General features: G+C 71.9%; 25 protein-coding genes. 10 read left to right on the top strand and 15 right to left on the bottom strand.

Annotated elements, in window-relative coordinates; all coding sequences use genetic code 11:
* Position 1: 1 nt before the first annotated feature.
* The 4 genes from paaC to KZC52_RS05695 form a co-directional block, all read right to left on the bottom strand.
* A complete protein-coding gene (paaC, locus tag KZC52_RS05710) occupies positions 2–826 on the bottom strand; it encodes a 1,2-phenylacetyl-CoA epoxidase subunit PaaC (protein ID WP_247623086.1) in 825 nt (274 codons plus the stop codon).
* Positions 823–1,128, bottom strand: coding sequence for a 1,2-phenylacetyl-CoA epoxidase subunit PaaB (gene paaB, locus KZC52_RS05705; RefSeq protein ID WP_247623085.1), 306 nt, complete (start codon positions 1,126–1,128; stop codon positions 823–825). Before paaB ends, paaC begins: the two co-directional genes overlap by 4 nt.
* Positions 1,128–2,129: a 1,2-phenylacetyl-CoA epoxidase subunit PaaA gene (paaA, locus tag KZC52_RS05700; RefSeq protein ID WP_247623084.1), complete on the bottom strand. Its 1,002-nt coding sequence runs from the start codon at positions 2,127–2,129 to the stop codon at positions 1,128–1,130. Before paaA ends, paaB begins: the two co-directional genes overlap by 1 nt.
* 99 nt (positions 2,130–2,228) lie before the next feature.
* Entirely contained in the window at positions 2,229–2,648 is a 420-nt protein-coding gene (locus KZC52_RS05695) for a pilus assembly protein CpaE (RefSeq protein ID WP_247623083.1), read from the bottom strand.
* An 88-nt stretch (positions 2,649–2,736) separates the two neighbouring features.
* Between KZC52_RS05695 and KZC52_RS05690 the strand changes: the two genes are divergently transcribed.
* From KZC52_RS05690 to KZC52_RS05670, 5 genes are all read left to right on the top strand, one after another.
* Positions 2,737–4,857 (top strand): RecQ family ATP-dependent DNA helicase, encoded by a 2,121-nt coding sequence (locus KZC52_RS05690; RefSeq protein ID WP_247623082.1) that lies wholly within the window; start codon positions 2,737–2,739, stop codon positions 4,855–4,857.
* Positions 4,858–5,107: 250 nt separating this feature from the next.
* Positions 5,108–6,100 carry a dihydroxyacetone kinase subunit DhaK gene (gene dhaK / locus KZC52_RS05685; protein ID WP_247623081.1) on the top strand — a complete coding sequence of 331 codons (993 nt, stop codon included), beginning with the start codon at positions 5,108–5,110 and terminating at the stop codon, positions 6,098–6,100.
* Positions 6,100–6,744, top strand: coding sequence for a dihydroxyacetone kinase subunit DhaL (gene dhaL, locus KZC52_RS05680; protein WP_281731236.1), 645 nt, complete (start codon positions 6,100–6,102; stop codon positions 6,742–6,744). The genes dhaK and dhaL overlap by 1 nt, the downstream gene beginning before the upstream one ends.
* Positions 6,744–9,236 carry a phosphoenolpyruvate--protein phosphotransferase gene (gene ptsP / locus KZC52_RS05675; protein WP_247623080.1) on the top strand — a complete coding sequence of 831 codons (2,493 nt, stop codon included), beginning with the start codon at positions 6,744–6,746 and terminating at the stop codon, positions 9,234–9,236. The genes dhaL and ptsP overlap by 1 nt, the downstream gene beginning before the upstream one ends.
* A 156-nt stretch (positions 9,237–9,392) precedes the next feature.
* Entirely contained in the window at positions 9,393–10,682 is a 1,290-nt protein-coding gene (locus KZC52_RS05670; protein ID WP_247623079.1) for a hypothetical protein, read from the top strand.
* An 87-nt stretch (positions 10,683–10,769) separates the two neighbouring features.
* On the opposite strand, the gene paaZ is transcribed toward KZC52_RS05670, so the two are convergent.
* The 7 genes from paaZ to KZC52_RS05635 are packed head-to-tail and all read right to left on the bottom strand — an operon-like array spanning position 10,770 to position 19,168.
* Positions 10,770–12,851, bottom strand: coding sequence for a phenylacetic acid degradation bifunctional protein PaaZ (paaZ, locus tag KZC52_RS05665; protein ID WP_247623078.1), 2,082 nt, complete (start codon positions 12,849–12,851; stop codon positions 10,770–10,772).
* Positions 12,848–13,693: a 3-hydroxyacyl-CoA dehydrogenase family protein gene (locus tag KZC52_RS05660; RefSeq protein ID WP_247624715.1), complete on the bottom strand. Its 846-nt coding sequence runs from the start codon at positions 13,691–13,693 to the stop codon at positions 12,848–12,850. Before KZC52_RS05660 ends, paaZ begins: the two co-directional genes overlap by 4 nt.
* Positions 13,694–13,716: 23 nt before the next feature.
* Positions 13,717–14,457: an enoyl-CoA hydratase/isomerase family protein gene (locus tag KZC52_RS05655; protein WP_247623077.1), complete on the bottom strand. Its 741-nt coding sequence runs from the start codon at positions 14,455–14,457 to the stop codon at positions 13,717–13,719.
* Positions 14,454–15,641, bottom strand: coding sequence for a thiolase family protein (locus tag KZC52_RS05650; protein WP_247623076.1), 1,188 nt, complete (start codon positions 15,639–15,641; stop codon positions 14,454–14,456). The genes KZC52_RS05655 and KZC52_RS05650 overlap by 4 nt, the downstream gene beginning before the upstream one ends.
* A 10-nt stretch (positions 15,642–15,651) precedes the next feature.
* On the bottom strand, positions 15,652–16,998 hold the full coding sequence (locus KZC52_RS05645; RefSeq protein WP_247623075.1) for a dihydrolipoamide acetyltransferase family protein: 1,347 nt from the start codon (positions 16,996–16,998) through the stop codon (positions 15,652–15,654).
* Positions 16,995–18,044 (bottom strand): alpha-ketoacid dehydrogenase subunit beta, encoded by a 1,050-nt coding sequence (locus tag KZC52_RS05640; RefSeq protein WP_372491558.1) that lies wholly within the window; start codon positions 18,042–18,044, stop codon positions 16,995–16,997. Before KZC52_RS05640 ends, KZC52_RS05645 begins: the two co-directional genes overlap by 4 nt.
* The gene (locus KZC52_RS05635; RefSeq protein ID WP_247623074.1) at positions 18,041–19,168 is read right to left on the bottom strand and encodes a thiamine pyrophosphate-dependent enzyme; all 1,128 of its coding nucleotides are present in this window, start codon (positions 19,166–19,168) and stop codon (positions 18,041–18,043) included. The genes KZC52_RS05640 and KZC52_RS05635 overlap by 4 nt, the downstream gene beginning before the upstream one ends.
* Positions 19,169–19,318: 150 nt before the next feature.
* On the opposite strand from KZC52_RS05635, the gene KZC52_RS05630 reads away from it, so the two are divergent.
* Both KZC52_RS05630 and KZC52_RS05625 read left to right on the top strand, forming a co-directional pair.
* Positions 19,319–19,753, top strand: a complete 435-nt coding sequence (locus KZC52_RS05630) for an Lrp/AsnC family transcriptional regulator (protein WP_247623073.1) — start codon at positions 19,319–19,321, stop codon at positions 19,751–19,753.
* Between the two features lie 43 nt (positions 19,754–19,796).
* The gene (locus KZC52_RS05625) at positions 19,797–20,390 is read left to right on the top strand and encodes a TetR/AcrR family transcriptional regulator (RefSeq protein WP_247623072.1); all 594 of its coding nucleotides are present in this window, start codon (positions 19,797–19,799) and stop codon (positions 20,388–20,390) included.
* A 38-nt stretch (positions 20,391–20,428) separates the two neighbouring features.
* Here the strand turns inward: KZC52_RS05625 and KZC52_RS05620 are convergent, their stop codons facing one another.
* Positions 20,429–21,079 carry an HAD-IA family hydrolase gene (locus tag KZC52_RS05620; RefSeq protein ID WP_247623071.1) on the bottom strand — a complete coding sequence of 217 codons (651 nt, stop codon included), beginning with the start codon at positions 21,077–21,079 and terminating at the stop codon, positions 20,429–20,431.
* 88 nt (positions 21,080–21,167) lie between these two features.
* Between KZC52_RS05620 and KZC52_RS05615 the strand changes: the two genes are divergently transcribed.
* Positions 21,168–22,292: a DUF998 domain-containing protein gene (locus KZC52_RS05615; RefSeq protein WP_247623070.1), complete on the top strand. Its 1,125-nt coding sequence runs from the start codon at positions 21,168–21,170 to the stop codon at positions 22,290–22,292.
* Positions 22,293–22,298: 6 nt separating this feature from the next.
* Here the strand turns inward: KZC52_RS05615 and KZC52_RS05610 are convergent, their stop codons facing one another.
* Positions 22,299–23,159, bottom strand: coding sequence for a MurR/RpiR family transcriptional regulator (locus tag KZC52_RS05610; protein ID WP_247623069.1), 861 nt, complete (start codon positions 23,157–23,159; stop codon positions 22,299–22,301).
* A 64-nt stretch (positions 23,160–23,223) separates the two neighbouring features.
* Between KZC52_RS05610 and KZC52_RS05605 the strand changes: the two genes are divergently transcribed.
* Together KZC52_RS05605 and murQ are read left to right on the top strand one after the other, a co-directional pair.
* Positions 23,224–24,126, top strand: a complete 903-nt coding sequence (locus tag KZC52_RS05605; RefSeq protein WP_247623068.1) for an N-acetylglucosamine kinase — start codon at positions 23,224–23,226, stop codon at positions 24,124–24,126.
* The gene (murQ, locus tag KZC52_RS05600; RefSeq protein ID WP_247623067.1) at positions 24,116–25,051 is read left to right on the top strand and encodes an N-acetylmuramic acid 6-phosphate etherase; all 936 of its coding nucleotides are present in this window, start codon (positions 24,116–24,118) and stop codon (positions 25,049–25,051) included. Before KZC52_RS05605 ends, murQ begins: the two co-directional genes overlap by 11 nt.
* 22 nt (positions 25,052–25,073) lie before the next feature.
* On the opposite strand, the gene KZC52_RS05595 is transcribed toward murQ, so the two are convergent.
* Positions 25,074–25,391 carry a DMT family transporter gene (locus KZC52_RS05595; RefSeq protein ID WP_247623066.1) on the bottom strand — a complete coding sequence of 106 codons (318 nt, stop codon included), beginning with the start codon at positions 25,389–25,391 and terminating at the stop codon, positions 25,074–25,076.
* Complete coding sequence (locus tag KZC52_RS05590; RefSeq protein WP_247623065.1) at positions 25,388–25,759, bottom strand: DMT family transporter; 372 nt, start codon at positions 25,757–25,759, stop codon at positions 25,388–25,390. The genes KZC52_RS05595 and KZC52_RS05590 overlap by 4 nt, the downstream gene beginning before the upstream one ends.
* Positions 25,760–25,873 lie beyond the last annotated feature (114 nt).

The following is a 25,873-nucleotide window of genomic DNA, read 5'->3' as shown; positions in this document are numbered from 1 at the left end:
GTCACCATGTCGCCCCCGGATGCCGTCGCGCGAGCACCTGCATCTCGGCGAGGATGTGCCCCATCGGCGTGGCGTGCGACCCCTGTCGTCCGCCGGCGGACGACGCCGCGACGTCGGGCACCGCGAGGTCGGCCCGGGCGAAGACCGTGTCGATCACGGCATCGAAGCCCGCGCGCAGCGATGACGGGCGCGCGGCCGCATCGTCGAGCCGGTCGATCAGCGGGTCGTCGCGGAACAGCTCGTCGACGAACGGCCAGACGTCGCGCAGGGCGCGGATCATCCGCGAGCGCGATTCCTCGGTGCCGCCCGCGAGCCGGAGCGTCCACTGCACGGCGTGGTCGCGGTGGTAGTCGACCTCTTTGAGCGCCTTCTCGGCGACGGCCGCGATGGTCCCGTCGCCGCTCGATCGCAGCGCCGCATAGAGCTCGACCATGTACGTCGAGACGACGAGCTGGCGCGCGATGGTCTGCGCGAAGTCGCCGTTGGGCTGCTCCATGATCCAGGCGCTGCGGAACTCCGGCTCGTCGCGGAAGAACGCCAGATCGTCTTCGCTGCGTCCGTCGAAGGAGCCGGCGTAGCGCAGCAGCGAGCGGGCGTGGCCGAGCAGGTCGAGGGCGATGTTGCCGAGCGCCACGTCCTCCTCGAGCTCCGGCGCACGCGAGATCCAGGCGCCCAGCTGCTGCGACAGGATCAGCGCATCGTCGCCGAGACGCAGCGCGTACTCGGCGATGTCGGCGGATGCCGCGCGCTCGCCGGATCCCGCGAGCTCCTGCGCGAGGTGCAGCTCCTCGACGGTGACGTCACCGTGACCGTCCACGGCGTTCACAGGTGCGGCACCCCTTCGGAGGCCGTGTAGTACACGGCGTGCCGGTAGTTCTTGCCCGCGGCGCTCTCGAAGTACGCGCCCTTCGCATCCGGGTCGCTCGTGGTGATGGCCTCGGCGGGCACCGCCCAGATCGAGACCCCTTCGCCGCGTCGGGTGTACAGGTCGCGCGCGTTGCGGATCGCCATCTCGGCATCCGGTGCGTGCAGGGACCCCACGTGCACGTGGCTGAGCCCGCGGTTCGCACGCACGAAGACCTCCCAGAGGGGCCAGGGCTCGCGAGGGTCGGTGCCGGGGCTCGCCATCAGGCCACCTCCTTGTCGAGGGCCGAGGCGGATGCCTGCCGGCGGGCGTACTCCGCCGCGGCCTCCCGCACCCATGCCCCGTCCTCGTGAGCGGTGCGCCGGCGCTCCAGCCGTTCGGTGTTGCACGGTCCGTTGCCGCGGAGCACCTCGAAGAACTCGTCCCAGTCGATCTCACCCATCTCGTACCGCCCGGATGCCTCGTCGAAGCGCAACTCGGGGTCGGGCAGGGTGACGCCGAGGATCTCTGCCTGCGGAACGAGCATCCCCACGAACCGCTGGCGCAGCTCGTCGTTCGAGAAGCGTTTGATCTTCCAGGCCATCGACTGCGCGGAGTTGGGGGACTGGTCGTCCGGTGGGCCGAACATCGCCAGGCTCGGCCAGTACCAGCGGTCGACGGCATCCTGCGCCATGCGTCGCTGCTCCTCGGTGCCCTGCATGAGGGTGAGCAGGATCTCGAAGCCCTGGCGCTGGTGGAACGACTCCTCTTTGCAGACCCGCACCATCGCGCGGCCGTAGGGTCCGTACGAGGCGCGGCAGAGCGGAACCTGATTGCAGATCGCGGCGCCGTCGACGAGCCATCCGATCGCGCCCATGTCGGCCCAGGTCGGGGTGGGGTAGTTGAAGATCGAGGAGTACTTCGCCCGCCCGTCGATGAGCTGCTGCATCATCTCGTCGCGGGTGATGCCGAGGGTCTGCGCCGCGGAGTACAGGTAGAGCCCGTGGCCCGCCTCGTCCTGCACCTTCGCCATCAGGATCGCCTTGCGCTTGAGGCTGGGCGCGCGCGTGATCCAGTTGCCCTCCGGCTGCATGCCGATGATCTCGGAGTGCGCGTGCTGCGAGATCTGACGGATGAGCGTCTTGCGGTAGGCCTCGGGCATCCAGTCGCGCGGCTCGATGCGCTGCTCGTTCGCGATGAGCTCGTCGAAGAGACGTTCCTCGTCGGAGATGCGTTGCTCGTCGGAGACGTCCGCGGTGATCGAGGGGTCTGCGGGGGCGTTCATCGGGGCTCCTCCCGGCCAGCTTCTTTACTGACCGTTCGTTAGGTAATTCTGTCACGACGGGATGGGATCCTCAAGGCCGGCGCGCGTCGGATCCTTGACTCACTGCGAGCGCGAGACCAGCTCTAGCAGCGCTCGGCCGTAGGCCTCGGCGGGATCGGGGTGCTCGAACGAGAAATCTTCCCCCGAGATCCGCACCCGCACACGGAAGGTGTCGTCGAGCCGCTCCAGCGAGCGGAAGGTTCCGCGCAGCAGCTCGCGCAACTGATCCTCGCGGGGGAGCCACACGGCATCCGCGAGGGTCACCGCGTCGAGCGCCCACTCGGTCGTGCCGTTGAAGGCGAGGTCGGTGCCGCTCGGCGTCTGCCGCGCCTCGATCGTCATGCCGCTGACGGTGAACACGTCGGCCTCGGACTCCAGCTCCACCTCGTTCGGGAGGTCGAGCTGGAAGCGGTCGCCCTCGATCGGATGCCACACCAGGCCGGCGGCTCGGAGGGCGACGGCCAGGTCTCGGGTGATCACGTCTCCACGCTAGACGACCGGTTGCGCGGCGGGGCCGGTGCGTCTGTGCGCCGATCGCGGTGTCGGAGGGATGGGGCAGAGTGAGGGGATGACCTCCGCACCCTCCCTCGGCACCCGCGCGGCCGCTCTCGCCGCCCTCCGCGAGCTGGTCGGCCGCCCCGATGCCGACTTCCACGACGGGCAGTACGAGGCCATCGAAGCGCTCGTCGACGGTCGCCGCCGGGCGCTCGTCGTGCAGCGCACGGGGTGGGGGAAGTCGGCCGTCTACTTCGTCGCCACCCGCCTGCTGCGGGGCCAGGGGGCGGGGCCGACCGTCCTGGTCTCGCCGCTGCTGGCCCTGATGCGCGATCAGATCGCGGCAGCCTCCCGAGCCGGGGTGAGGGCGGTCGCCATCGATTCGACGAACGCCCACGAGTGGACCGACGTCCTCGCGCAGCTCGACCGTGACGAGGTCGACGTTCTGCTCGTGTCGCCCGAGCGCCTCAACAATCCGGCCTTCCGGGAAGAGCGTCTGCCGGCGCTCGTGAGCCGCATGGGGATGCTGGTGGTCGACGAGGCGCACTGCATCAGCGACTGGGGGCACGACTTCCGCCCCGACTACCGACGGCTGCGCGATCTCATCGCCGAGATGCCGGCCGACGTCCCGGTTCTCGCCACCACGGCCACGGCGAACAGCCGCGTCATGGTCGACGTGGCCGAGCAGCTCGGCGCGAGCACGGCGGGAGGCGATCCCGGGGCCGGGGTGCTCACGATCCGCGGACCGCTCGCGCGTACGTCGCTGCGCCTCGGAGTGCTCCGGCTGCGCGACTCCGCGAGCCGACTGGCCTGGCTGTTGAGCCACCTCGACGATCTCCCCGGATCGGGCATCATCTACACGCTGACGGTCGCGGCGGCGGTCGATACGGCGCGACTGCTGCGCGATCACGGGCACGACGTGCGGGCGTACACGGGGCAGACCGACACCGAGGAACGCGCCGAATCCGAGGGGATGCTGCAGCGTAACGAGGTGAAGGCGCTCGTGGCGACGAGTGCGCTGGGCATGGGGTTCGACAAGCCCGATCTCGGCTTCGTGCTGCACCTCGGCGCGCCCTCGTCGCCCGTGGCGTACTACCAACAGGTGGGCCGTGCGGGCCGCGCCAGCGAGAGCGCCGACGTGCTACTGCTGCCCGGTGTCGAGGACCGCGACATCTGGCACTATTTCGCGACCGCGTCGATGCCCGACCGTGAACGTGCGGAGCGGGTGATCGGCGCACTCGGCGACGCGCCGATCTCGACACCGGCCCTCGAGGCGATGGTCGACATCCGTCGGACCCCGCTCGAACTGCTGCTGAAGGTGCTCGACGTCGACGGCGCGGTGCGACGCGTGCAGGGCGGGTGGGTCGCGACGGGGGCGCCGTGGAGCTACGACGCCGAGCGATACGAACGCATCGCGGGGGAGCGCGTCGCCGAGCAGCAGCACATGATCGCGTACGAGCAGACCGACGGATGCCGGATGGAGTTCCTGCAGCGCGCCCTCGACGACGACACCGCGAAGCCCTGCGGGCGGTGCGACAACTGCGCGGGCGAATGGTTCCCGCGCGAGATCGGCGCGGCGGCCACCACCCAGGCCTCCCAGTCGCTCGACCGGGTCGGGGTGCCGATCGAGCCCCGCCGCGCCTGGCCCACGGGCGCCGATCGGCTCGACGTCCCCGTCAAGGGGCGCATCGCCGCAGACGAACAGGCGGGCGAGGGGCGGGCGCTGGCGCGATTGACCGACCTGGGGTGGGGTGGCACGTTGCGCACGCTCTTCGCCGCGGGGGCGCCGGACGCCGCGGTGACGCGACAGGTGCTCGACGGATGCGTGCGCGTGCTGGCCGGGTGGGAGTGGTCGCAGCGGCCCGTCGCGGTGGTGGCACTCCCGTCGCGCTCGCGCCCCCAGCTCGTCGACAGCCTCGCCCGCGGACTGGCCGAGATCGGCCGGCTGCCGTACCTGGGCGAGCTCGGTCTCGTCGGCGGCGGTCCGAGCGGTCAGCCCGGCGGTAACAGCGTCTTCCGCCTCGGCGGTCTCTGGGATCGGTTCAGCGCCGATCGCCTCGAGATCCCCGACGGTCCCGTGCTGCTCGTCGACGATCTCGCCGACAGCAGATGGACTCTCACGGTCGCCGCGCGCACGCTTCGGCTCGCCGGCGCGACCGAGGTGCTGCCGTTCGTGCTCGCCCTGCGCGGGTGACACTGCGCGGGTGACACGGCGCGGGTGACACGGCGCGGGTGACACGGCGCGGGTGACACGGTGGCGTCGAAGAACGCCGAAGAAGAGAGTTGGTGGCCCCGGATCCCACGTTCGACCTTGACAAGACCAGCCGTCCCGAGCATGTTCGACAGTGACGGCGGTGTCGCCTGTTCCAGGTCGCCTGCTTTCGCGACGTCGGCCATGCGGCCGGCATCGACACCCGACGGAAGAGATCGAAGGAGATCGGACGATGAAGAAGCTCATCAACGCCCCGGAGGACGTGCTCGTCGAATCGCTCAAGGGAGTCGCACTCGCGCATCCCGAGCTGTCGGTCGACCTCGAGACGCACGTCATCACGCGGGCCGAGCCGAAGGCGCAGGGAAAGGTCGCGATCGTCTCCGGCGGCGGATCGGGGCACGAGCCCCTGCACGGCGGCTACGTCGGTGTCGGGATGCTCGACGCCGCGGTCGCGGGTGAGGTCTTCACCTCTCCGACACCCGACCGCGTGCAGGCAGCGACGAAGGCCGTCGACCGGGGGGCCGGCGTGCTGCACATCGTGAAGAACTACACCGGCGACGTGCTCAACTTCGAGATGGCCGCCGAACTCGCCTCGATGGAGGGCATCGAGGTCGGCACGGTCGTCGTCGACGACGACGTCGCGGTGCAGGACTCGCTCTACACGGCCGGACGACGCGGCGTCGGCCTCACCGTGCTGCTCGAAAAGATCGTCGGCGCGGCCGCGGAGGAAGGACAGGACCTCGCCGCCGTCGTCGCCCTCGCGCAACGCGTCAACGGCCAGGGGCGTTCCATGGGCATGGCGCTCACCAGCTGCACGGTGCCGGCCGCCGGCAAGCCGACCTTCGACCTTCCGGACGACCAGATGGAGATCGGCATCGGCATCCATGGCGAGCCCGGGCGCCACCGGGAGCCCCTGGCGCCGGCATCCGACATCGCCCGCCAGCTCGTCGAGCCGATCCTCGCCGACCTCGACTTCGCGGGACCCGCGATCGTGATGGTCAACGGGATGGGCGCGACCCCGCAGATCGAGCTCTACCTGATGTACGCCGAGGTCGCAGCGCTCCTGGAGGCAGCGGGCGTGCAGATCGTGCGCAACCTCGTCGGCAACTACATCACCTCGCTCGACATGGCCGGCTGCTCGGTCACGGTGCTGAAGGCCGACGACGAGGTGCTGCGGTTGTGGGACAGCCCGGTCGTGACCCCCGGTCTGCGGTGGGGCGCCTGATGGCCGCGGATACCGTCTCGATCGCCACCCTGCAGGACTGGATCATCCGCTTCGGCGCGGCTGTCGCCGAGAAGCGCGAATGGCTCACCGAACTCGACTCCGCGATCGGCGACGCCGACCACGGCGCGAACATGGCGCGGGGGATGAGCGCCGTCACCGAGAAGCTCGCAGCGAGCGCGCCGGCCGCGGCTGACGACCTCCTGAAGACCGTCGGGATGACGCTCGTCAGCTCGGTCGGCGGCGCCAGCGGGCCGCTCTACGGCACGTTCTTCCTGCGGATGGGGATGACGACCGGCGCGGTCCAGGATCTCGACGCGACCGGCCTGGCCGCCGCGCTGCGCGCCGGGCTCGAGGGCATCGTCGCGCGCGGCAAGCCCGAGGTCGGGGACAAGACGATGTTCGACGCGATGTCGCCGGCGGTCGATGCGCTCGACGCGGCCATCGAGGGAGGTGCCGACCTCGCCGAGGCGACGCAGGCCGCTGCGGTCGCCGCCGCCACGGGGCGCGACGCGACGCTGCCGCTGGTGGCCCGCAAGGGGAGGGCCAGCTATCTCGGCGAACGCAGTGCCGGACATCTCGATCCCGGTGCCGCATCGACCACGCTGCTCTTCGAGACGCTCCCCGCGGCGATCGCGGCGAGCTGATGATCGGCATCGTCGCCGTCTCCCACAGCGCACGACTCGGGGAGGCGGCGCTCGAGCTCGCCCTGCAGATGGTGCAGGGGCCCGGCGCGCGAGTGCGCGTCGCGGCCGGTGCGGGCACGGATGCCGACGGTACGCCGATCCTCGGCACGGATGCCGTGGCCGTCGCCGAAGCGATCGACGAGCTCGCCGCCGACTGCGACGGTGTGCTCGTGCTCATGGACCTCGGGTCGGCTGTGCTCAGCGCCGAGCTCGCACTCGAACTGCGCCTGAGCGACGTGCCGGTCAGGCTCGCCCCCGCACCGTTCGTCGAGGGTCTGCTCGCCGCCGTGGTGTCTGCGGCGGCCGGGGGAGATCTCGACACGGTCGCCGCCGAGGCGTCCGCGGCCCTCGGAGCGAAGTCGGGGCAGCTCGGTGCGGAGGAACCGGTTCCGGAACCGGTGGCTCCGTCCCGGCCCGCCGGCGACGCGCAGACCCGCCGCGTGCTCGTGCGCAACCCGCAGGGCCTCCACGCCCGCCCGGCGGCCCTGATCGCCGAGGCTTCCGGCGGCGTCGACGTGCGTCTGCGGCGACTGCCCGACGGCCCGGAGGCGGCTGCGGCGAGTCTCTCGCGGCTGCTGATCCTCGGCGCGCGCCAGGGCGACGAGATCGAGATCTCGGCGCACGGGGCGGATGCCGCCGGTGCTCTCGATCGGATCGCGGCGCTCTTCGACGACGGGTTCGGGGAGGGAACGGACGGGCTCCCCGAAACCGGCACCGGCACCGGCACCGGGACGGGCTCGGCGCCGGAACCGGTCGCGCCGCCTCGGGATGCGGCGGGTGCGGTGACCGCGGGCGATGTGCTGCGCGGACGAGGCGTGAGCCCCGGGGTCGCCGCGGCATCCGTCGTTCATCTCGCTCCCGCGCTGCCCGAGCCCGATGGCGGAGTCGTCGTCGCCGAGAGCGAGCGCCCCGCCGAGGTCTCGGCGGTCGAGCGGGCGACCGTCGCGGTCGCCGAGCACCTGCGTGCGCGCTCCGCGGAGTCGACGGGGGAGGCGCGGGAGATCCTCGATGCCGCACGCCTCATCGCGTCCGATCCCGAGCTGCTCGCCGATGCCCGCGCGCTCGTGCTCTCGCAGGGCCGCACGGCCGCGCGCGCGGTATGGGAAGCGGCCCGATCGCACGAGACGGCCCTCGAGGCGCTCGGGGGGCGGATGGCCGAACGCGTCGCCGATATCCGCGACGTGCGCGACCGCGTGATCGCGGAGATCCTCGGACTCGACCTGCCGGGGGTCCCCGAGCGCGAGGAGCCGTTCGTGCTCGTCGCCGTGGACCTCTCGCCCGCCGACACGGCCGCCCTCGGCGGTGGTCGCTGCGCAGCGCTCGTCACCGAGCAGGGCGGTCCCACCTCTCACACGGCGATCATCGCCCGCTCGCTCGGACTCCCGGCGGTCGTCGGCGTCACCGGTGCCACGGGCATCCGCGAGGGGGAGATCGTGCTCGTCGACGGTGATCGCGGCACCGTCGAGGTCGGCCCGGATGAGGAGCGAGTGGCGTCCGCGCGTGCCGCCGCGGTCGTCGTCGAGTTCGACGGGCAGGGCCGCTCGGCGGACGGCCATCCGCTCGCCCTGCTCGCCAACGTCGGAGGTGCGGCGGACGCCCTCGCCGCTGCGGAGGCGCGCGCCGAGGGCGTGGGACTTTTCCGCACGGAATTCTGCTTCCTCGGGCGCACGGATGCTCCCTCCGTCGATGAGCAGGTCATCGCGTACCGCGGGGTGCTCGCCGCGTTCCCCGGTCGCAAGGTGGTCGTGCGCACGCTCGACGCGGGAAGTGACAAGCCCCTGCCCTTCGCGAACGTCGACGACGAGGAGAACCCGGCGCTCGGCGTACGGGGTCTGCGGATCGCCCGTCGCAGCCCGCGTCTTCTCGATGATCAGCTGCGAGCGCTCGCCCTCGCCGCCGAGGCGGAATCGGCCCTCGTCGAGGTCATGGCGCCGATGGTGGCGACCGTCGAGGAGGCGGCGGAGTTCGCGGAGCGGGCCAGGGGCGCGGGGATCGACCGTGTCGGCATCATGATCGAGACCCCGTCGGCCGCCCTGCTCGCCACCGAGATCTTCGAAGTCGTCGACTTCGTCAGCCTCGGCACCAACGATCTCGCCCAGTACACGCTGGCGGCCGACCGGCTCCTCAGCGAACTGGGCGACCTCAACGATCCGTGGCAGCCCGCGGTGCTGCGACTCATCGGCGCGGTAGGCGCTGCGGGGCGCGCGGCGGGGAAGCCGGTCGGGGTATGCGGCGAGGCCGGGGCGGACCCCGCGCTCGCTCCGGTGCTCGCGGGGCTCGGAGTGACTTCGCTTTCGATGGCACCGCGCGCGCTCGGGCGGGTCGGCGCGGCGCTCGCGGCCGTCGATCAGGACGCGTGCCGACGTGCGGCCGATGCGGCCCTCGCAGCGCCGACCGCTTCGGCGGCGCGGGAGGCGGTGGGCGCTGTTCTGGCGGACGTGAGCGGGCTCTGACACCTTCCCTCGCGACATATATGCGCCCACGGGCATGCGATTCGTATCATTCTGATCTCGACCGGTCGTGGAGGCGGGCGGGATGTCCAGAGCAGCCGCTACGCTCGCCCCAGGGGAGGCGTCGGCGGGCGGCGCAGCGGATCATCGGAGGGTCATATGCCGCACGGGCGGTCGTTCACGAAGCTCGTCCTCGGCCTGGTCACGGCCGGGGCATTGTTCGGACTCTCCGGGTGCGCGCCCGAACCCGACTTGACGCCGGATCCCACCCCGACGGCTGCCCCCGAGACTCCGGAGCCCGCGGCCTACGACGGGCCGCTCCACTTCGTCGGTGACGAGCTCGACTGGTTCCTGCCCTCGGAGGACGAGATCCGCGCGCTCCTGCCGGGCATCGCGGAGATGTCCGAACCGACGAGCGCACTGGAGCAGATCTCCGACGGGGGTGGGCCGGTGCCCGTCCCCTCGATCTGCGGCGCGCTCTCCGCAGAGATGTCCTTGGGATCGGTCGCGGCGCGGACCCTCACGTGGACCCTCGAGGGAAGCGACAACGCCGTGGGACGGCTGCACGTGCTGCAGCTCGCCGACGAGGCGCAGGTCTCAGCGCGGATGGACCAGCTTCGCGCGGCGACGGAGCAATGCGCCTCCTACGTGCTGGAGCGGGAGTCCGGGTTCGACGCCGAGATCGTCGGCGACGGTGACGACGTGCAGGCGATCGCCGGAACGCTGACCGAGGGGTACGTCGATGGCGAGTGGCGGTATCACAAGGGCTACGCGTCGATGGGGAACGTCATCGTCGAGCTGTTCCAGACGGGGGTCGACGGATCGGCGATCGACGCCGAGGCGGTGGCGGAGATGCTGCGAGAGCACAGCGGCTCCGCCCGCGACGCCCTCATCGAGGAGCTGACGGCGAATCCGCCGACTCCGTCGGAGACACCGGCGGCGGCCGACCCGTCAGCGCCGTGGAGTGCGTGGGAGATGAGCACCGCGGCCGTCGGTCCGATCGTGCTCGGCAGTGATCTCGATGCTGCGCTGGCCGCTGTACCGGGTGCTCGGGCGGTCGAGCCGGAATGGGCGGGGAGCCCGTGGTGGCTGACCGCCGCCGATGGATCCGCATCGGTCGGGATCTGGACCGATGAGAGCGGCGAACGCGTCGCGAGTGTGACGGTCGGAGTGTCGAACGTCTACGGCGAACCGGTCCACCCGGGAGCCTCCTTGCCCTCGGCCGGCGGAGTGCGTGTGGGGGATCCCGTGAGTGCGGCCATCACAGCGTTCCCGCAAGGGACTTTCGTGACCGTCATCGCCTCCGGCGAGTACTTCTACGAGTCGGCCACACGAGACGGCGGGTTCGTGCGGCTCCGCTCCGACCGCGACCCCGCCGATCCGGCGGCGGTCGTGACGGGCATCGGCGTGGAGGATGCGACGTTGCGCGCGCCGTTGGTGTTCGGATGAGCGGGCGGGGGATGCCGCCGATGCGCTCGCTCATGAGACTTCTGGTCGGGATGGTCGCGGCCGGGGCGCTGTTCGGCCTCTCCGGAATCAGGCGGGCACCGTCTCGCCCTGAGGATGCTTGCTCACGAGCGTGAGCACGTCGTAGGTCGCGACGGTCTCGTCGCGCTGATTGCGGATGACGGCGTCCCAGCGCACCTCGCCGTAGTCGTCGGTCTCGCGCGGCGTGATCTGCTTCGCGGTCAGTTCGACGCGGATCTCATCACCCGGCGACACCGGCGTGACGAAGCGAAGGTCCTCGAGTCCGTAGTTCGCGAGCACCGGACCGGGTTCGGGATCGACGAAGAGCCCTGCCGCCCACGACACGAGCAGATAGCCGTGGGCGACTCGCCCCGGGAAGAACGGATTCGCCGCCGCCGCGGCCTCGTCCATGTGGGCGTAGAAGGTGTCGCCGGTGAAGCGCGCGAACGTCTCGATGTCGTCGAGGGTCACGGTGCGCGATCCCGAGGCCACCTGGTCGCCGACCCGCAGTTCGGCGAGTGATCGGCGGAACGGATGCCGTCCGTCGCTGCGCACCGCGGCGCCCGTGTGCCAGACACCGGTCAGGGCCGTGAGCATCTCGGGCGATCCCTGCACCGCGGTGCGCTGCATGTGGTGCAGCACCGCCCGGATCCCGCCCAGCTCTTCGCCACCGCCGGCCCGCCCCGGTCCACCGTGCACGAGGTTGGGGAGCGGGGATCCGTGTCCGGTCGAGGAGCGTGCATCGTCGCGGTCGAGCACCAGCAGCCGCCCGTTGAACGGCGCGATGCGGGTCGCGAGCGCCACCGCCTGCGCGGGGTCGTGCGTCGCGATGCTCGTCACCAGCGAACCGCCGCCGCGGGCGACGAGACCTGCGGCCTCCGCGATGGTCGAGTAGGTCAGCATCGAGGCGACCGGGCCGAAGGCCTCGATGTCGTGCACGGCATCCGCCTCGGCGTCGTCGAAGCGCAGCAGGATCGGCGCGACGAAGGCCCCCTCCGAGACCGGCCCCGTGGTTCCGTCGGCGCGTCGCACCTCCGGCGTCGCGGTCGTGCCGATCACGATCCGTCCGCCGGCATCCTGCAGTGCGGCGACCTGTCGCAGCACCTCGTCGCGCTGGGCGAGGGAGGCGAGCGGGCCCATGGTCACGCCCTCGGCTCGGGGGTCTCCGAGCACCGTGCGCTCCGCGAGGCGGGTGCGCACGGCCTCGATCACGGCATCCGCCGATCCTTCCGGCACGATGACGCGACGGATCGCGGTGCACTTCTGTCCGGCCTTCGTCGTCATCTCGGTGACGAGCTGGCGCACGTAGGCATCGAACTCGCGCGTGTCGACCGTGGCATCCGTGCCGAGCACCGAGGCGTTGATCGAGTCGGTCTCGGCCGTGAAACGCACGCCCCCGGTCTGCACCGCGGCGCTCCGCCGCAGCGACTCGGCGGTCGAGGCGCTGCCGGTGAATCCCACGATGTCGCCGAGGAGCAGGTGGTCGAACAGGTCGGGCACGCTCCCGCTCACGAGCTGCAGCGTGCCCTCGGGCACCAGACCCGACTCGATGAGGATGCGCACCATCGCCTCGGCGAGGTAGCCGGTCGGGGTCGCGGGCTTGATCAGCGTCGGCATTCCCGCGAGGAAGGCGGGGGCGAACTTCTCGAGCGCACCCCACACGGGGAAGTTGAAGGCGTTGATCTGCACGGCGACGCCCGGCAGCGTGGTGTGCACGTGGCGGCCGAGGAAGGACCCGTCCTTCGAGAGGGGCTCGACCGGGCCGTCGATGCGCACGGTGCCGTTCGGCAGTTCGCGGCGTCCCTTGCCCGAGTAGGAGAAGAGCACGCCGATGCCGCCGTCGATGTCGACCCACGAATCGGCGGCCGTCGCACCCGTACGGGCCGAGAGCGCGTACAGCTCGTCCTTGCGGGCGGTCAGCGCCAGCGCGAACTGCTTCAGCAGCACGGCTCGCTGGTGGAAGGTGAGCCCGGCGAGGCTCGCCTGCCCGACCGTGCGGGCGTGCACGAGCGCCGCCGCGAGGTCGAGACCCGTGGTCGACACGCGGGTCACGAGCTCGCCGGTCGAGGCGTCGCGCACCTCCGTCGAGGGTGATCCAGCCGAGGGCGTCCACCAGGCGCCCTCGACGTAACTGGGCAGGTACTCGGTCATCGCGTCTCCTTCGGAGAGTCGGGGTCGGTCCAGTCGTAGAAGCCTGCGCCGCTCTTTCGTCCCAGCCGCCCCTCGGCCACCATTCGGCGCAGCAGAGCGGGTGGCTCGAAGCGGTCACCCAACTCGCGGGCGAGCTCCTGGGCGATCCCGAGACGCACGTCGAGCCCCACGAGGTCGGTCGTGCGCAACGGGCCCACCGGATGCCGGTACCCCAGCGTCATGGCGGCGTCGATGTCGGCCGCGGATGCGACGCGCTCCTCGAGCATCCGAATGGCTTCGAGTCCGAGCGCGACGCCGAGGCGCGACGACGCGAAGCCGGGGGAGTCGGCGACCACGATCGGAGTCTTGCCGAGCAGAGCGACCCACTCGCGCGCGGTATCGACGACGGCCGGGTCGGTGGTCGCTCCCCGCACGATCTCGACGAGTGCCGACGAGGGCACCGGGTTGAAGAAGTGGAGCCCGAGAAAGCGCTCCGGCCGTCGGCGGGCGAGCGCGAGGTCGTCGATCGAGATCGATGAGGTGTTCGAGGCGAGCACGGCCTCGTCCGGCAGCACGTGCTCGAGCCGCGCGAGCGCATCCTCCTTGAGAACGCGGTCCTCGGGCACGGCCTCGACGACCAGTGCGGCCCCCCTGCACGCCTCGACATCCGTCGTGACCCGGAGGCGCGCGGCGCATTCGCCCGCATCGAGGCCGGGGTCGCGGTCGGCGGAACGGCGGAGACTCTCGTCGATGCGCAGCGCCGCGGCATCCGCGCCCTCCGTATCGCGCTCGACGACGACCACTCGCGATCCGGCGAGCAGGAACGCGTGCGCGATGCCCGCGCCCATGCGCCCTCCGCCCATCACGCCGACGACGGCCGGCGCGCTCACGAGCGATCCGTGCGATCGAGGAAGGCGGTCATGCGGCGCTCCTTCTCGGGGCTCTCGAACAGCTCGGCCTGCAGTTCTCCGTCGATGTGCGGATGTTCCGCACGCGGCGCGCGGAGGGCGCGCTTGGTGTGCCGGGTGGCGAGCGGGTCGTTCGCGGCGATGCGGTCCGCGAGCGCGTGCGCGGCGGGCAGCAACTGCTCGGGCGGATGGATCGCCGAGATGAGCCCCCAGGAGAGGGCGTCGTCCGCGCCCAGCGCACGGCCCGTGAGCAGGAGATCGGCGGCGCGGGCGTGGCCGACGATCTCGGGCAGGCACCAGGTCGCGCCGGCAGCGGCGAGGATGCCGAGTCCGGTCTCGGGGTTGCCGATGCGGAGCGACGCGGTGGCGATGCGGATGTCGGCGGCGTAGGCGAGCTCCGCGCCGCCGCCCAGCGCGTAGCCGTCGAGGGCGGCGATGACCGGCATCGGCAGTTCGGCCACGCGGAGGAAGGCCGTGGCGTTGATCCCGCGGCGCGCATCGTCGGCGCGGCGCTCGCGCAGTTGGGCGATGTCGGCGCCCGCCGCGAAGTCGCCGCCCGCACCCGTGAGGATCAGCGTGCGGGGGTCGGCTTCCAGCTCGGCGCAGAGCGCGTGCAGGGCATCGATCGTGGCGAGGTCGATGGCGTTGCGGCGCTCCGGTCGGTGGAGCGTGGCGAGCACGCGGTCGTCACGCCGTTCGATCAGCAGCGGGTCGCTCATGCCACCCGCTCCAGGATCATGGCCGTGCCCTGCCCGACGCCCACGCACATCGTCGCGAGTCCGAGCCCCGCCCCCTCGCGCTCCATGCGCCCGAGCAGCGTGACGACGATGCGGCAGCCGCTCGACCCGAGCGGGTGCCCGAGGGCGATCGCTCCGCCGTCGCGATTGACGCGTTCCGGGTCGAGTCCGAGCCGACGGATCGAGGCGAGCGACTGGGAGGCGAAGGCCTCGTTCAGCTCGACGGCCCCGATCGCGTCGACCGCGAGGCCCGTGCGCCGCAGCGCCTTCTCGGTCGCCGGCACGGGACCGAGACCCATGATCTCCGGAGCGAGTGCGGCGGAGGTCGCCGTGACGATGCGGGCACGGGGTGTGAGGCCGTAGCGGCGCACGGCCTCACCCGAGGCGACGATCACGGCGGAGGCCCCGTCGTTCAAGGAGCTCGAGTTGCCGGCGGTGACGACGCGGCCGCCCTCCACGACGGGGCGCAGCGACGCGAGCGCACCGAGGTCGGTGTCGCGGCGCGGGCCCTCGTCGACGTCGACCTCGCCGGCGCGCGTGGGCACGGCGACGATCTCGTCGGCGAAGCGTCCGGCGTCGATCGCGGCGATCGCGAGGGCGTGGCTGCGCAGCGCGAACGCGTCGGCATCCTCTCGCGTGATCCCGTCGCGTCGGGCGACCTCCTCCGCGGTCTCCGGCATCGAGAGGGTGGTGCCGGCGCGTGCGGAGAGGCGCGGGTTCGTGAACCGCCAGCCGATCGAGGTGTCGACGACGGCGCCCGGTTTCGCCCACGCCCGTTCGGGCTTGGCCTGCACCCACGGGGCCCGGGTCATCGACTCGACGCCGCCCGCGACGAGCAGCTCGGCGTCCCCCGCGCGGATCGCCTGGGCCGCCAGGGCGATGGCCGACATCCCCGAGGCGCAGAGCCGGTTCACGGTCAGACCCGGGATGTCGTCGGGGAGCCCCGCGAGCAGCACGGCCATGCGCGCGACGTTGCGGTTGTCCTCCCCGGCCTGGTTCGCCGCTCCCAGGATCACCTCGTCGATCGCGGCATCCGGCACTCCGGCGCGATCGACGGCGGTGCGCACCACGAGGGCGGCGAGGTCGTCGGGGCGGATGCCGGAGAGGGCGCCGCCGTAGCGCCCGATCGGGGTGCGGGCTCCGCCGATGAGGAACGCCTCGGTCATATCGGCCTCCTCACACGCGCCCGTAGGCGCGCAACGGCTGTTCGATCAGCGCGACCAGTTGCCGCAGGAAGCTCGCGGCGTAGCCGCCGTCGCACACGCGGTGATCGAACACCAGCGACAGCTGGGCGATGCGGCGGGCGACGACCTCGCCGTCGACGACCCAGGGTCGCTCGAGCACGCGTCCGATGCCGAGGATCGCCACGTCGGGATGATTGATGATCGCAGCCGACCCGTCGACGCCGAGTCCACCGTAGTTGTTGAGGGTGAAGGTCGAGCCGCGCATCCGTTCGGGCGGCATCGACCCGGCCCGGGCGGTCTCGGCGAGCTCGCGCAGCGCGGCGTCGAGTCGCGCGACACTCAGCTCGTGCGCGCGGGGGACGACCGGCACGAGCAGCCCGCGCTCGGTGTCGGTGGCGACCCCGAGGTTCACGCCCTCGAACGCGATGAGCTCCTCCCCGCCGTCATCCAGACGCGAGGCGAGAACGGGGTGGTCCTCGAGCGCGAGCAGGGCGAAGCGGGCGAACAGCGCGGTCAGCGACGGCGCGCGCTCGCCGGCCGCGGCGATCTCGCGCCGCAGATCCCAGAGACGCGTCGCGTCGACGTCGACCCAGACGGTCGCCTCGGGGATCTCGGCGCGACTGCGGCTCAGGCGGGCGCTCACGGCCCGGCGCAGCGGAGACAGGCGGTCACGGGCGCGCACGCGCAGGCCGTCGATCTCGTCGGCGGACGACGCCGGACCCGCGGATGCCGGTGCGTGCGCGCCGTCGACGGCATGATCGACCGCGGCCCGCAGCACGTCGGCGCGCGTCACGGCACCGTCGGCTCCGGTCGCGGGGATCGCGTGCACGTCGAGACCGAGGTCGCGGGCGAGCCGACGGACGATCGGCGAGCGCACCGCGACGGTGCGGGCGGAGGGTGCCTCCGCCGTGTCGGCGGGCGTCGCGGCCGAGTCGTGCACGGCCGACCGCCGGCGGCGTCCGCTCGCCGACCGTTCGCTCGTGCCGTAGCCGATGAGCACGTTGCCCGAGCCTGCGCGTTCCTCGACTCGGTAGTCCTCGTGCGCCGCGTTCTCGGGGAGGACGGCTTCGGATGAGGCGCTCGCCGCCGCGGCATCCGACACCTCCAGCACCGGGGCGCCGACGGCGATCGTGTCGCCGGCGTCGCCGTGCAGCGCGGTCACCACACCCGCGAACGGGGACGGCAGCTCCACGACGCTCTTGGCGGTCTCGACCTCGGCGATCGCCTGATCGACGGCGATCGTGTCTCCGACCGCCACGAGCCACTGCACGAGACCGGCCTCGGTGAGACCCTCGCCCAGATCGGGCAACCGGAAGACGTGCGCGGTGAGGGTGCTCACGATTCGTCCTCCCAGTGCAGCGTGTCGATCGCGTCGAGCACGCGGTCGACGTCGGGCAGGTACCAGTGCTCGAGCTTCGGCGGGGCGTAAGGGATGTCGAACCCGGTCACCTTGCGCACCGGTGCCTCGAGGTGCTCGAAGCAGCGCTCGAACACCCGCGACTGGATCTCGGAGGCGACGCTCGCGTAGCCCGGTGCCTCGGCGATCACGACCGCCCGCCCGGTGGCGCGCACGGCGGCCGTGACCGTGGCGTCGTCGAAGGGGGAGAGCGAGCGCACATCGACGACCTCGACGCTGCGGCCCTCGGCGGCTGCGACCTCGGCGGCTTCCAGCGCGAGCGGCACGGCCGCGCCGTAGGCGAGCAGCGTCACATCGGTGCCGGTGCGCGCGACCCGGGCGCTGCCGAGGTCGACGCGGTGCGCGGTGTCGACCTCGCCGCGCGTCCAGTACAGCTTCTTGGGCTCGAGGAACACGACCGGATCGGGCGACTCGATCGCCGCCCGCAGCAGCGAGTAGGCGTCCTGCGGGGTCGACGGGCACACGACCGTGAGCCCCGGGGTGTGCGCGTAGTACGCCTCCGACGAGTCGCAGTGGTGCTCGACCCCGCCGATGCCGCCACCGAACGGGATGCGGATGACCAGCGGCATCCGCACCCCTCCGCGCGTGCGGTTCCCGTACTTCGCGACGTGGCTCACCACCTGCTCGAACGCGGGCAGCGCGAAAGCGTCGAACTGCATCTCGACCACGGGGCGCATGCCGTTCATCGCCATGCCCACCGCCGTGCCGACGATGCCGGACTCGGCGAGCGGGGTGTCGAAGCAGCGATCCTCGCCGAAGCGCGCGGTGAGTCCGTCGGTGACCCGGAACACCCCGCCGAGCGCCCCCACGTCCTCCCCGAAGACGACGACCTCGGGGTCGTCGGTCAGCGCGTCGGCGAGTGCGAGGTTCAGTGCCGCGGCCATCGTGAGCGTCGCCGGGGCCCGGCCGTCCGCATCGACGCCCGCGCCGATGCCGTCGAGATGCGTGCCGTCCTGCGCGATCGTCATCGGGATGCTCCTTCGTGAGAGGCGGACTCCGCCTGGCCGGATGCCGCCGCCGTGCGCTCGATCTCGCCCCGCAGCATCGCCCACTGCTCCTCGAGCTGCGGGGAACGGGTCGCGGTCACGAATCGGAAGAGATCCTCGGGATCGAGGTCGGCGTCGGTGTTCAATGCGGTGCGCAGCTCGGTCGCGAGGGTCTCGGCATCCGCCGCGAACCGGGCCTCGGTCTCGTCGTCGAGCGCTCCGACCGCGCGGAGGTGCGTGCGCAGCCGCCGCAGCGGGTCGCGTTCGACCCAGGCCTGCACCTCGGCGCGCTCGCGGTAGCGGGTGTCGTCGTCGGCGTTGGTGTGCGCCTGCATCCGATAGGTGTGCGCCTCGACGAGCGTGGGGCCGTCGCCCGCGCGTGCTCGCCGCACGGCCGCGCCGAGCACCGACAGCACCGCGGCGACGTCGTTGCCGTCGACCCGCTGCCCCGGCATCCCGTAGCCGATCGCCTTGTGCGCGAGCGAGGGGGCAGCGGTCTGGCGCGAGAGGGGCACCGAGATCGCGAATCCGTTGTTCTGCACGAAGAAGACCACCGGCACGCGGAAGACCGACGCGAAGTTCATCGCCTCGTGGAAGTCGCCCTCGCTGGTGGCGCCGTCGCCGCACAGGGCGAGCACGACCGTGTCGTCGCCGCGACGCTTCGCGGCGTACGCGAAGCCGACCGCGTGCAGCAACTGGGTCGCGAGGGGCGTGGACTGCGTGGCGACGCGGTGCGCACGCACGTCGTAGCCCGAATGCCAGTCGCCGGCGAGCAGCACCATGGTCTCCGCCGGCGGGACTCCGCGTCCGATGATGGCGACGGCGTCGCGGTACGTGGGGAACAGCCAGTCAGCGGCGCCGTCGAGCACCCGCGCGGCTGCGACCTGGCAGGCCTCCTGCCCGTGCGACGAGGGGTAGACCGCGAGGCGGCCCTGGCGCACCAGTGCGCTCGCCTGGTCGTTGAAGCGGCGTCCCTCGACGAGTCCGCGGTAGGCGTCGAGCAGCGCGCCGCGGTCGGGGAGCGGATAGTCCGCGTCCTCGGTGAGCGTGCCGTCGGGGGCGATGAGCTGCACCGCCTCGTCGCGGGGGAGCATGTCGTCGTTCATCTGGTCGCCTTCCTCGCCGAACCTGATGACGACAGCATGCGCTCTCGCGCGCAGTCGTCCAAGAGGTGCGGCTGAATGCTGGACGATTGCGCGCTCGTTGCGCTCGCGCTCGCCGAAGTGTCAGAATTCGACGCGGGACGAAGGAGTGCCATGACCACGCTGGATGAGATCGACCGGGCCATCCTCGACGAGCTGCGACGCGATGCGCGGGCGTCGATGACCGCGCTGGCGGATGCCGTGCACATCTCGCGGGCAGGCGCCCATGCCCGGATCCGACGGCTCACCGATGCGGGGGTGATCACGGGGTACACCGTGCGCACGGATCCCGCGAAGCTCGGCCATCACGCGAGCGCCTACGTCACGCTCGCGATCGAGCAGGCCAGTTGGCAGCTCGTGCAGGATCGGTTGCGGGCGATCCCCGAGATCGAGCACATGGCGCTGGTCGGTGGAGACTTCGACGTGATCCTGCTCGTGCGGGCGAACGATGCGCGCGACCTCCGCCGGATCGTTCTCGAGGACATCCAGGCGATCCCGTCGATCCGCACGACCCGCACGACCCTGATCTTCGAGGACTTCGAGCGCTGAGCAGCCACTCCTCGCCGCGCGGCCCGCGTGCCAGACTGGGGCGATGAGCGCAGCCGACCCCGTCCGTCGAGGGCGCCCCGGGTACGACCGCCGGGGTCTGCTCGACGCGGCGGTGGCGGTGTTCAACGAGTCCGGCTACGACGGCACCTCGGTGGCTGCCCTCGCTGCCCGGCTCGGGCTGTCGAAGGCCGCGCTCTACCACCACTTCTCCTCCAAGGAGGAGATCCTCGAGACGGCCCTCGACGAGGCGCTCGACGGCCTCGAGGGCGTCCTGGCCATCACGGATGCCGTGCGCCCGGGCGACCGACTGGCCGCGGTGCTCGAGGGCGCTGTCGGTGTGCTCGTGACGCATCTGCCCTCGGTCACGCTGCTGCTGCGCGTGCGGGGCAACAGCGAGGTCGAACGGCGCGCACTCGAACGTCGGCGCGCCTTCGATCAGGCCGTGACCGCGATCGTGCGCGCGGCGCAGGAGGAGGGCGCGGTGCGAGCCGATGTGGATGCCTCGGTCGCGACGCGTCTGCTCTTCGGCATGGTCAACTCCCTCGTGGAGTGGTACCGCCCGAGCGGTCCCGAAGGGGCCGAAGCCCTCGCCCGCGACGTTCTCGCCGTGGCCCTCGACGGGCTCCGTACGCGCTGAGCCGCGGCATCCGCCTCACCGGCGTGCGGCGCGGGTCGTCAGTCGATCGTCAGCGTGAAGCCGTCGTCTGTCGCCGTCACGGCGACACGGGTGAGGTCGTCGACCTGCACCTCGGGGTCGTGCGCGTGGGCGTGCGGGCCGACGCCGACCACGCGCATACCGGCGGCGTGCGCGGCCTGGATGCCGGCACCCGAGTCCTCGAACACGATGCAGTCGGCGGGATCGACACCGAGCTCCGCTGCGGCGCGGAGGAAGCCCTCGGGGTCGGGCTTCGAGGCCGAGACGCTCTCGGCGGTGATCGTCAGGGCGGGCAGGGGGAGCCCCGCCGCGCCCATGCGCGCGGTCATCAGTTCGACGTTCGCCGAGGTCACGATCGCGTGCGGGTGGGGGAGCAGCGCCTGCAGCAGTGCGGCGGCGCCGGTGATCTCGACGACGCCCGCGACATCGCTGCTCTCGTTCGCGAGCATGACGGTGTTCTCGTGCAGATTGATGGCGTGGTCGCGCTCGGGCAGCAGGATCGACATGCTCTGGTGGCCCTGGCGGCCGTGGATGACCCGCAGCACCGTGGCGGGGTCGAGCCCGTGCGGCTGCGCCCACTCCAACCAGAGGCGTTCGACGACGGCGGTCGAGTCGACCAGGGTCCCGTCCATGTCGAGGAGGACGGCGCGGGCGTGGAGGGTCTCGGTCACCCCTCCAGGCTAACGGCGCGGCGCCGCGGCATCCGCCCCCCCCCATCGGCGAGCGCCGCGACCCTAGGATGGCGGCGGGAGGTGCAGCATGCACGCGATCGCCGAACGGGTCCGCCAGGTGCTCCGGCAGGTGCGGGGGCCGGCGCGCGACGACGCCGTGCTCGAGGCCGCCGCGCTCATCGTCGGGGCGCTGTTCCTCGTGATCGGTTTCCTCGTCGCCTTCCCCGTGTTCTTCGGCCATGAGATGGCGATCAGCGGCACGGGATCGATCGGCAACTTCGCAGCCTACGGGGGAGCGGCCACCGCGGCCCTCGCGTTCGCACTCGGACGTCTCGTCGCCCGTCCCGAGGATGCCGATCCGGATGCCGTGCGCGACGGCTTCAGCGTGCCGGGCGACCGTCTGCGCTGGTACGACCTGCTCGCGATCGCCTTCGCCCACGCGGCGATCGCCTACCTCGGCTGGCTCGGGATCGCGAAGCTGCTCGAGCAGAGCTTCACGGATGCGCCGGTGTTCGCGTTCCCCGGAGCGGTGCTCATCGGTGTCGCCTTCGCGCTCACCGCGTACGTGTCGTTCCTCAGCTCCGTCGCGCTCACCCCGATGACCCTGTCTCTCGTGCTCGCGGTGTTCCTCGTGATCGGCGCCTTCGCGAGCATGCTCGCCTCGAGCGATCCGCACTGGTGGCGCGACAACCTCTCGGCGCTGGGCATGAGCTCCAACAGCGCCTCGTACGCCTTCAACATCACCCTGATCATCGCGGGCGTCATGGTCACGACGATCTCCCGCTACGCGACCGCGGGCCTTCCCGCGACCGACCCGGTCGATCGGCGCGGCCGCACGATCGTGCGTACGGGACTCATCCTCATCGGGATCTTCCTGGCGTGCGTGGGGATCTTCCCCGTCGACGAGTTCTTCGCGGTGCACAACACCGTCGCGACCGGGATGGCGGTGGCCTTCGCCGTGATCGTGGTCGGGCTGCCGTGGCTCCTGCGCACCATCCCACGCATCTTCGTGCTGCTCGGGTGGGCGTACGTGCTGGTGATCGTTCTGCTCGCGGTGTTCTTCGCGACCGGGTACTACAACCTGACCGCCGTCGAGCTGATCGCCGCGGTGCTCATCTTCAGTTGGATCATCGTGTTCCTGCGCACGGCGGGCTCGATCCATGAGCGGTCACCGGAGCCCGCGGCGGCGCCGGACGCCGTCGACACCGCCTGAGAACGGCTACTCGCCGCGCAGCGCCCGGGTCGCGGCGGCACTGCGCTCGAGGGCGTCGACCGCGACATCGCGGCGCAACTGCGCCGCGCCGATGAAGAGGCAGTCGACGAGGGCGAGCTGGGCGATGCGGCTCACCATCGCGCCGGCGCGGAAGCGGGATTCGCGCGCGTGGGTGAGGAGGAGGTGATCGGAGGCGCGGGCGAGGGGAGAGGTACCGGCGCCGGTGATGCCGATCGTGGTGGCACCGGTGTCGCGGGCGGCCTGCAGGAAGAGCACGGCTTCCGGGGTCGTTCCCGAGTTCGAGAAGCCGATCGCGACGGTCGGCGAGGTGCGCAGGGCGGCGGCGGCGCTCGCCTCGTGCGCATCGTCGAGGGCGATCGCGTTGTGGCCGATGCGCAGCAGTTTGTGGCCGAGATCGGCGGCGGCCAGGCGACTCGCCCCGATTCCGAACAGCAGGATGCGCCCCGAGCCCTCGATGGCCTCGGCGGCCGCTCCGAGCGCGTCGTAGTCGAGGCGCTCGACGGTCTCCTCGATCGCGAGGCGTTCCAGGGCGGCGAGTTTGCGGGCGGCGTCACGCAGGCTGTCGTCGGCGGCGATCTCGGCGCCGAACCCGCTGTTGGTGCCGAAGTTGACCGATTCGCGCCCGAGCTCGGCGGCGAGGGTGCGACGCAGCGCGGCGTAACCGCTCACCCCGATCACGCGGCAGAAGCGCACGACCGACGCGACCGAGGTGTCGCACGACGCGGCGAGCTCGGTGATCGTGCTCTCGATCACCTGGGTGGGGTTGTCGGCGACGGCGCGGGCGATCCGGGCGAGGGAGGGCGGCAGCGTGTCGACCGAAGCCGCGATCGTCGTCTGGATGCTCATTCATCTCCCTTTCCGGCTGTGAAGAATTCTTTCATGTCGCCGTCAATCTGCGTAGACTATTTTTATGATCTCGATGTCCCGCGTGCTCGCCGTCGACCTCGGCAAGTCGCGCTGCCGACTGGTGGTCGCCGATCCGACACGCCGGCCTGCACATGAGGGTACAGGTGCGCCGGGGCTCGCCGCCGCCGACGGTGTCAGCGCCGCTCTCGCAGCGGTCGAGACCGTGTTCGCCGAGGTACCGGACGGGATGATATCGGCCCTCTCCGTCGGGGCGGCAGGTGCGTGGGCCGCACCCGCCGCCGCGCAGCGCCTGGCCGGTCTCCTCGCCGCGCGGGTGCTGGCCCCCGTCGCCGTGACCTCTGATGTCGTCACCGCCCACGCCGGTGCACTCGACGGCGGCCACGGCGTGCTTCTCATCGCCGGCACGGGCGCCGCCGCCCTCGGAACGGATGCCGAGGGCGCCCGTCTCGTCGACGGCTGGGGTCCCGACGTCGGCGACCTCGGAAGCGGCTCCTGGCTTGGCCGCGAGGTGCTCCGCGCGGTGCTGCACGCCGCCGATGGTCTCGGGCCCGCGACCTCTCTCACGGAGGCGATCGCGGAACCCGTGGGCGCGGCATCCGACATCATCCCCTGGCTCGCGCACGGCGATCCACTCGCCCGACGTCTCGCGACCCTCGCTCCGCTCGCCCTGGATGCCGCCGAGGCCGGCGATGAGGCCGCTCGGGCGATCGCCGCCGAGGCGACCCGCCTGCTCACCGCCTCCGCCGTCGCGGCGTCCACGACGCCCGATGTCGTGCTGCACGGCGGACTCACCGACCACGCCTGGTTCCGTGGGCAGCTCACCGATGCGCTCGCCGCCGCCGGCCGCCGGGTCCGGCGGCCCGTCGGCGACGCGATCGACGGTGCCCTCCTGCTCGCCACCCGCTTCGATCTCCCTCACGAAAGGTTCGTGCACCGTGCCGAATGACGACACCCGACTCACCGCTCTGATCGAGGAGCTGTCGAAGCTCGACACCGAGGCCGCGACCACCGAGCGCGGTGACCTCGATCTTCTGACGAGCGCACAGCTCGTCGAGCGCATGAACGCCGAGGACGCCCGGGTGGCGGGAGCGGTGGCCGCGGAGGCCGCGCAGATCGCCGCCGCCGTCGACGGCATCACCGAGCGCTTCCGTCGCGGAGGGCGCCTCATCTACATCGGTGCGGGGACGGCCGGTCGCATCGGCGTGCTCGACGCGAGCGAGTGCCCGCCCACCTTCGGAACCGACCCGTCGCTCGTGGTCGGCATCATCGCGGGCGGTGAGACGGCGATCCGTTCGGCCGTCGAGAACGCCGAGGACGACGCCGACGCTGCGGCCGCATCACTGGCGGAACTGCAGCTCACCGCATCCGACACGGTCGTCGGCATCTCGGCCTCGGGCCGCACTCCCTACGTGATCGGCGGACTCGACTACGCCCGCGGTCTGGGCGCACTCACGGTCGCGATCGCCTCGAACCGGGCCTCCGCGATCGGTGCCGCCGCCGACATCGCGATCGAGGTCGTGACGGGCCCGGAGTTCATCTCCGGGTCGACGCGCCTGAAGTCGGGCACCGCGCAGAAGCTCGTGGTCAACATGCTCACGACGCTCTCGATGATCAAGCTCGGCAAGACCTACCGCGGCGTGATGGTCGATCTGCTCGCCACCAACGAGAAGCTGCACGCGCGGTCGATCCGCACGGTGTCGCAGCTCGCCGGGGTCGACACCGACGAGGCCGCGCGCGCGCTCGCCGCCGCCGACGGATCGGTCAAGCTCGCGGTGCTCATCCTCGCGACCGGCGCGACGCCCGCCGACGCGGCCTCCGCCCTCGACGCGGCCGACGGCCTGTTGCGCGAGGCGATCTCGGCGCTGAGCTGAGCTCGCCCGGCTGCCGCGGGGGTCAGTGCCCGAACTCGATCAGTGCGACGCCGACCGCGATGAGCGCGACGCCCGCGGCCATCATCGCCGAGAAGTGGTCCTTGAAGAGGATGCGGCCCATCACGGCCGTGATCGCCACGCCGGCAGCGGCCCAGATCCCGTAGGCGACGCCCACGGGCATGCCCATCGCCAGGATCGTGCCCAGCAGCGAGAACGCGGCGAGGTAGCCGACGACGATCACGGGGATCCACCGCCGGCGGCGCAGGCCCTCCGAGGCGCGCAGGCTCAGTGTGGCGGTGACCTCGCTGGCGATCGCGAGAACCAGCAGCAGCCAGATCACGAGGCGACCTCCGTCGAGGTCGGGCGGGCGTGCGAGCCGAGCTCGACGAGCAGCACGCCGATCACGATCGCGCCGACACCGATGATCTGCACCGTGCCGAGCGTCTCACCGAACAGCACGGTGCCCAGCACGGCGGTGAGCACGACGCCGATCGCCGACCAGATGCCGTAGGCGACGCCCACCGGCATCCCCCGATCGAGCACGACCGACAGCAACCACAGCGACCCGGTGTACCCGGCGACGACCACGATCAGCCAGAGCGGATGCGTGAAGCCCTCGGCCGCGCGCAGCGACAGCGTCGCCGATACCTCGAGCGCGATCGCGATCAGCAGGGGCGGCCACGGCGAGCGGTGGGGTCGGTCTGTCATCGAGGGCCTTTCGGGAGCGGCGGTGCCGACGGTGGATGCCGGGCTCGTGCGCCGCAGGGGAGAACACGTCGGATGCTCGCAGGATTCCCTGTCCGGCAGGTGAACGGGTGTCGG

It is taken from the genome of Microbacterium galbinum (assembly GCF_023091225.1).
In the GTDB taxonomy this organism is placed as follows: Bacteria; Actinomycetota; Actinomycetes; order Actinomycetales; family Microbacteriaceae; genus Microbacterium; species Microbacterium galbinum.
The sequence above is the reverse complement of the archived record's forward strand: the minus strand, read 5'-3'. Positions and strand labels throughout refer to the sequence as shown.

What these genes read in the sequence shown, in the direction of transcription:
- paaZ (WP_247623078.1), bottom strand. Translation starts at nt 12,851, where the DNA reads ATGACCGAGTACCTGCCCAGTTACGTCGAGGGCGCCTGGTGGACGCCC.
- KZC52_RS05630 (WP_247623073.1), top strand. Translation starts at nt 19,319, where the DNA reads ATGACCACGCTGGATGAGATCGACCGGGCCATCCTCGACGAGCTGCGA.
- KZC52_RS05615 (WP_247623070.1), top strand. Translation starts at nt 21,168, where the DNA reads ATGCACGCGATCGCCGAACGGGTCCGCCAGGTGCTCCGGCAGGTGCGG.
- KZC52_RS05590 (WP_247623065.1), bottom strand. Translation starts at nt 25,759, where the DNA reads ATGACAGACCGACCCCACCGCTCGCCGTGGCCGCCCCTGCTGATCGCG.
- KZC52_RS05660 (WP_247624715.1), bottom strand. Translation starts at nt 13,693, where the DNA reads ATGGGCGGAGGGCGCATGGGCGCGGGCATCGCGCACGCGTTCCTGCTC.
- KZC52_RS05670 (WP_247623079.1), top strand. Translation starts at nt 9,393, where the DNA reads ATGCCGCACGGGCGGTCGTTCACGAAGCTCGTCCTCGGCCTGGTCACG.
- KZC52_RS05625 (WP_247623072.1), top strand. Translation starts at nt 19,797, where the DNA reads ATGAGCGCAGCCGACCCCGTCCGTCGAGGGCGCCCCGGGTACGACCGC.
- paaA (WP_247623084.1), bottom strand. Translation starts at nt 2,129, where the DNA reads ATGAACGCCCCCGCAGACCCCTCGATCACCGCGGACGTCTCCGACGAG.
- KZC52_RS05655 (WP_247623077.1), bottom strand. Translation starts at nt 14,457, where the DNA reads ATGAGCGACCCGCTGCTGATCGAACGGCGTGACGACCGCGTGCTCGCC.
- ptsP (WP_247623080.1), top strand. Translation starts at nt 6,744, where the DNA reads ATGATCGGCATCGTCGCCGTCTCCCACAGCGCACGACTCGGGGAGGCG.
- dhaK (WP_247623081.1), top strand. Translation starts at nt 5,108, where the DNA reads ATGAAGAAGCTCATCAACGCCCCGGAGGACGTGCTCGTCGAATCGCTC.
- KZC52_RS05610 (WP_247623069.1), bottom strand. Translation starts at nt 23,159, where the DNA reads ATGAGCATCCAGACGACGATCGCGGCTTCGGTCGACACGCTGCCGCCC.
- KZC52_RS05605 (WP_247623068.1), top strand. Translation starts at nt 23,224, where the DNA reads ATGATCTCGATGTCCCGCGTGCTCGCCGTCGACCTCGGCAAGTCGCGC.
- KZC52_RS05690 (WP_247623082.1), top strand. Translation starts at nt 2,737, where the DNA reads ATGACCTCCGCACCCTCCCTCGGCACCCGCGCGGCCGCTCTCGCCGCC.
- KZC52_RS05635 (WP_247623074.1), bottom strand. Translation starts at nt 19,168, where the DNA reads ATGAACGACGACATGCTCCCCCGCGACGAGGCGGTGCAGCTCATCGCC.
- paaB (WP_247623085.1), bottom strand. Translation starts at nt 1,128, where the DNA reads ATGGCGAGCCCCGGCACCGACCCTCGCGAGCCCTGGCCCCTCTGGGAG.
- KZC52_RS05640 (WP_372491558.1), bottom strand. Translation starts at nt 18,044, where the DNA reads ATGACGATCGCGCAGGACGGCACGCATCTCGACGGCATCGGCGCGGGC.
- KZC52_RS05650 (WP_247623076.1), bottom strand. Translation starts at nt 15,641, where the DNA reads ATGACCGAGGCGTTCCTCATCGGCGGAGCCCGCACCCCGATCGGGCGC.
- dhaL (WP_281731236.1), top strand. Translation starts at nt 6,100, where the DNA reads ATGGCCGCGGATACCGTCTCGATCGCCACCCTGCAGGACTGGATCATC.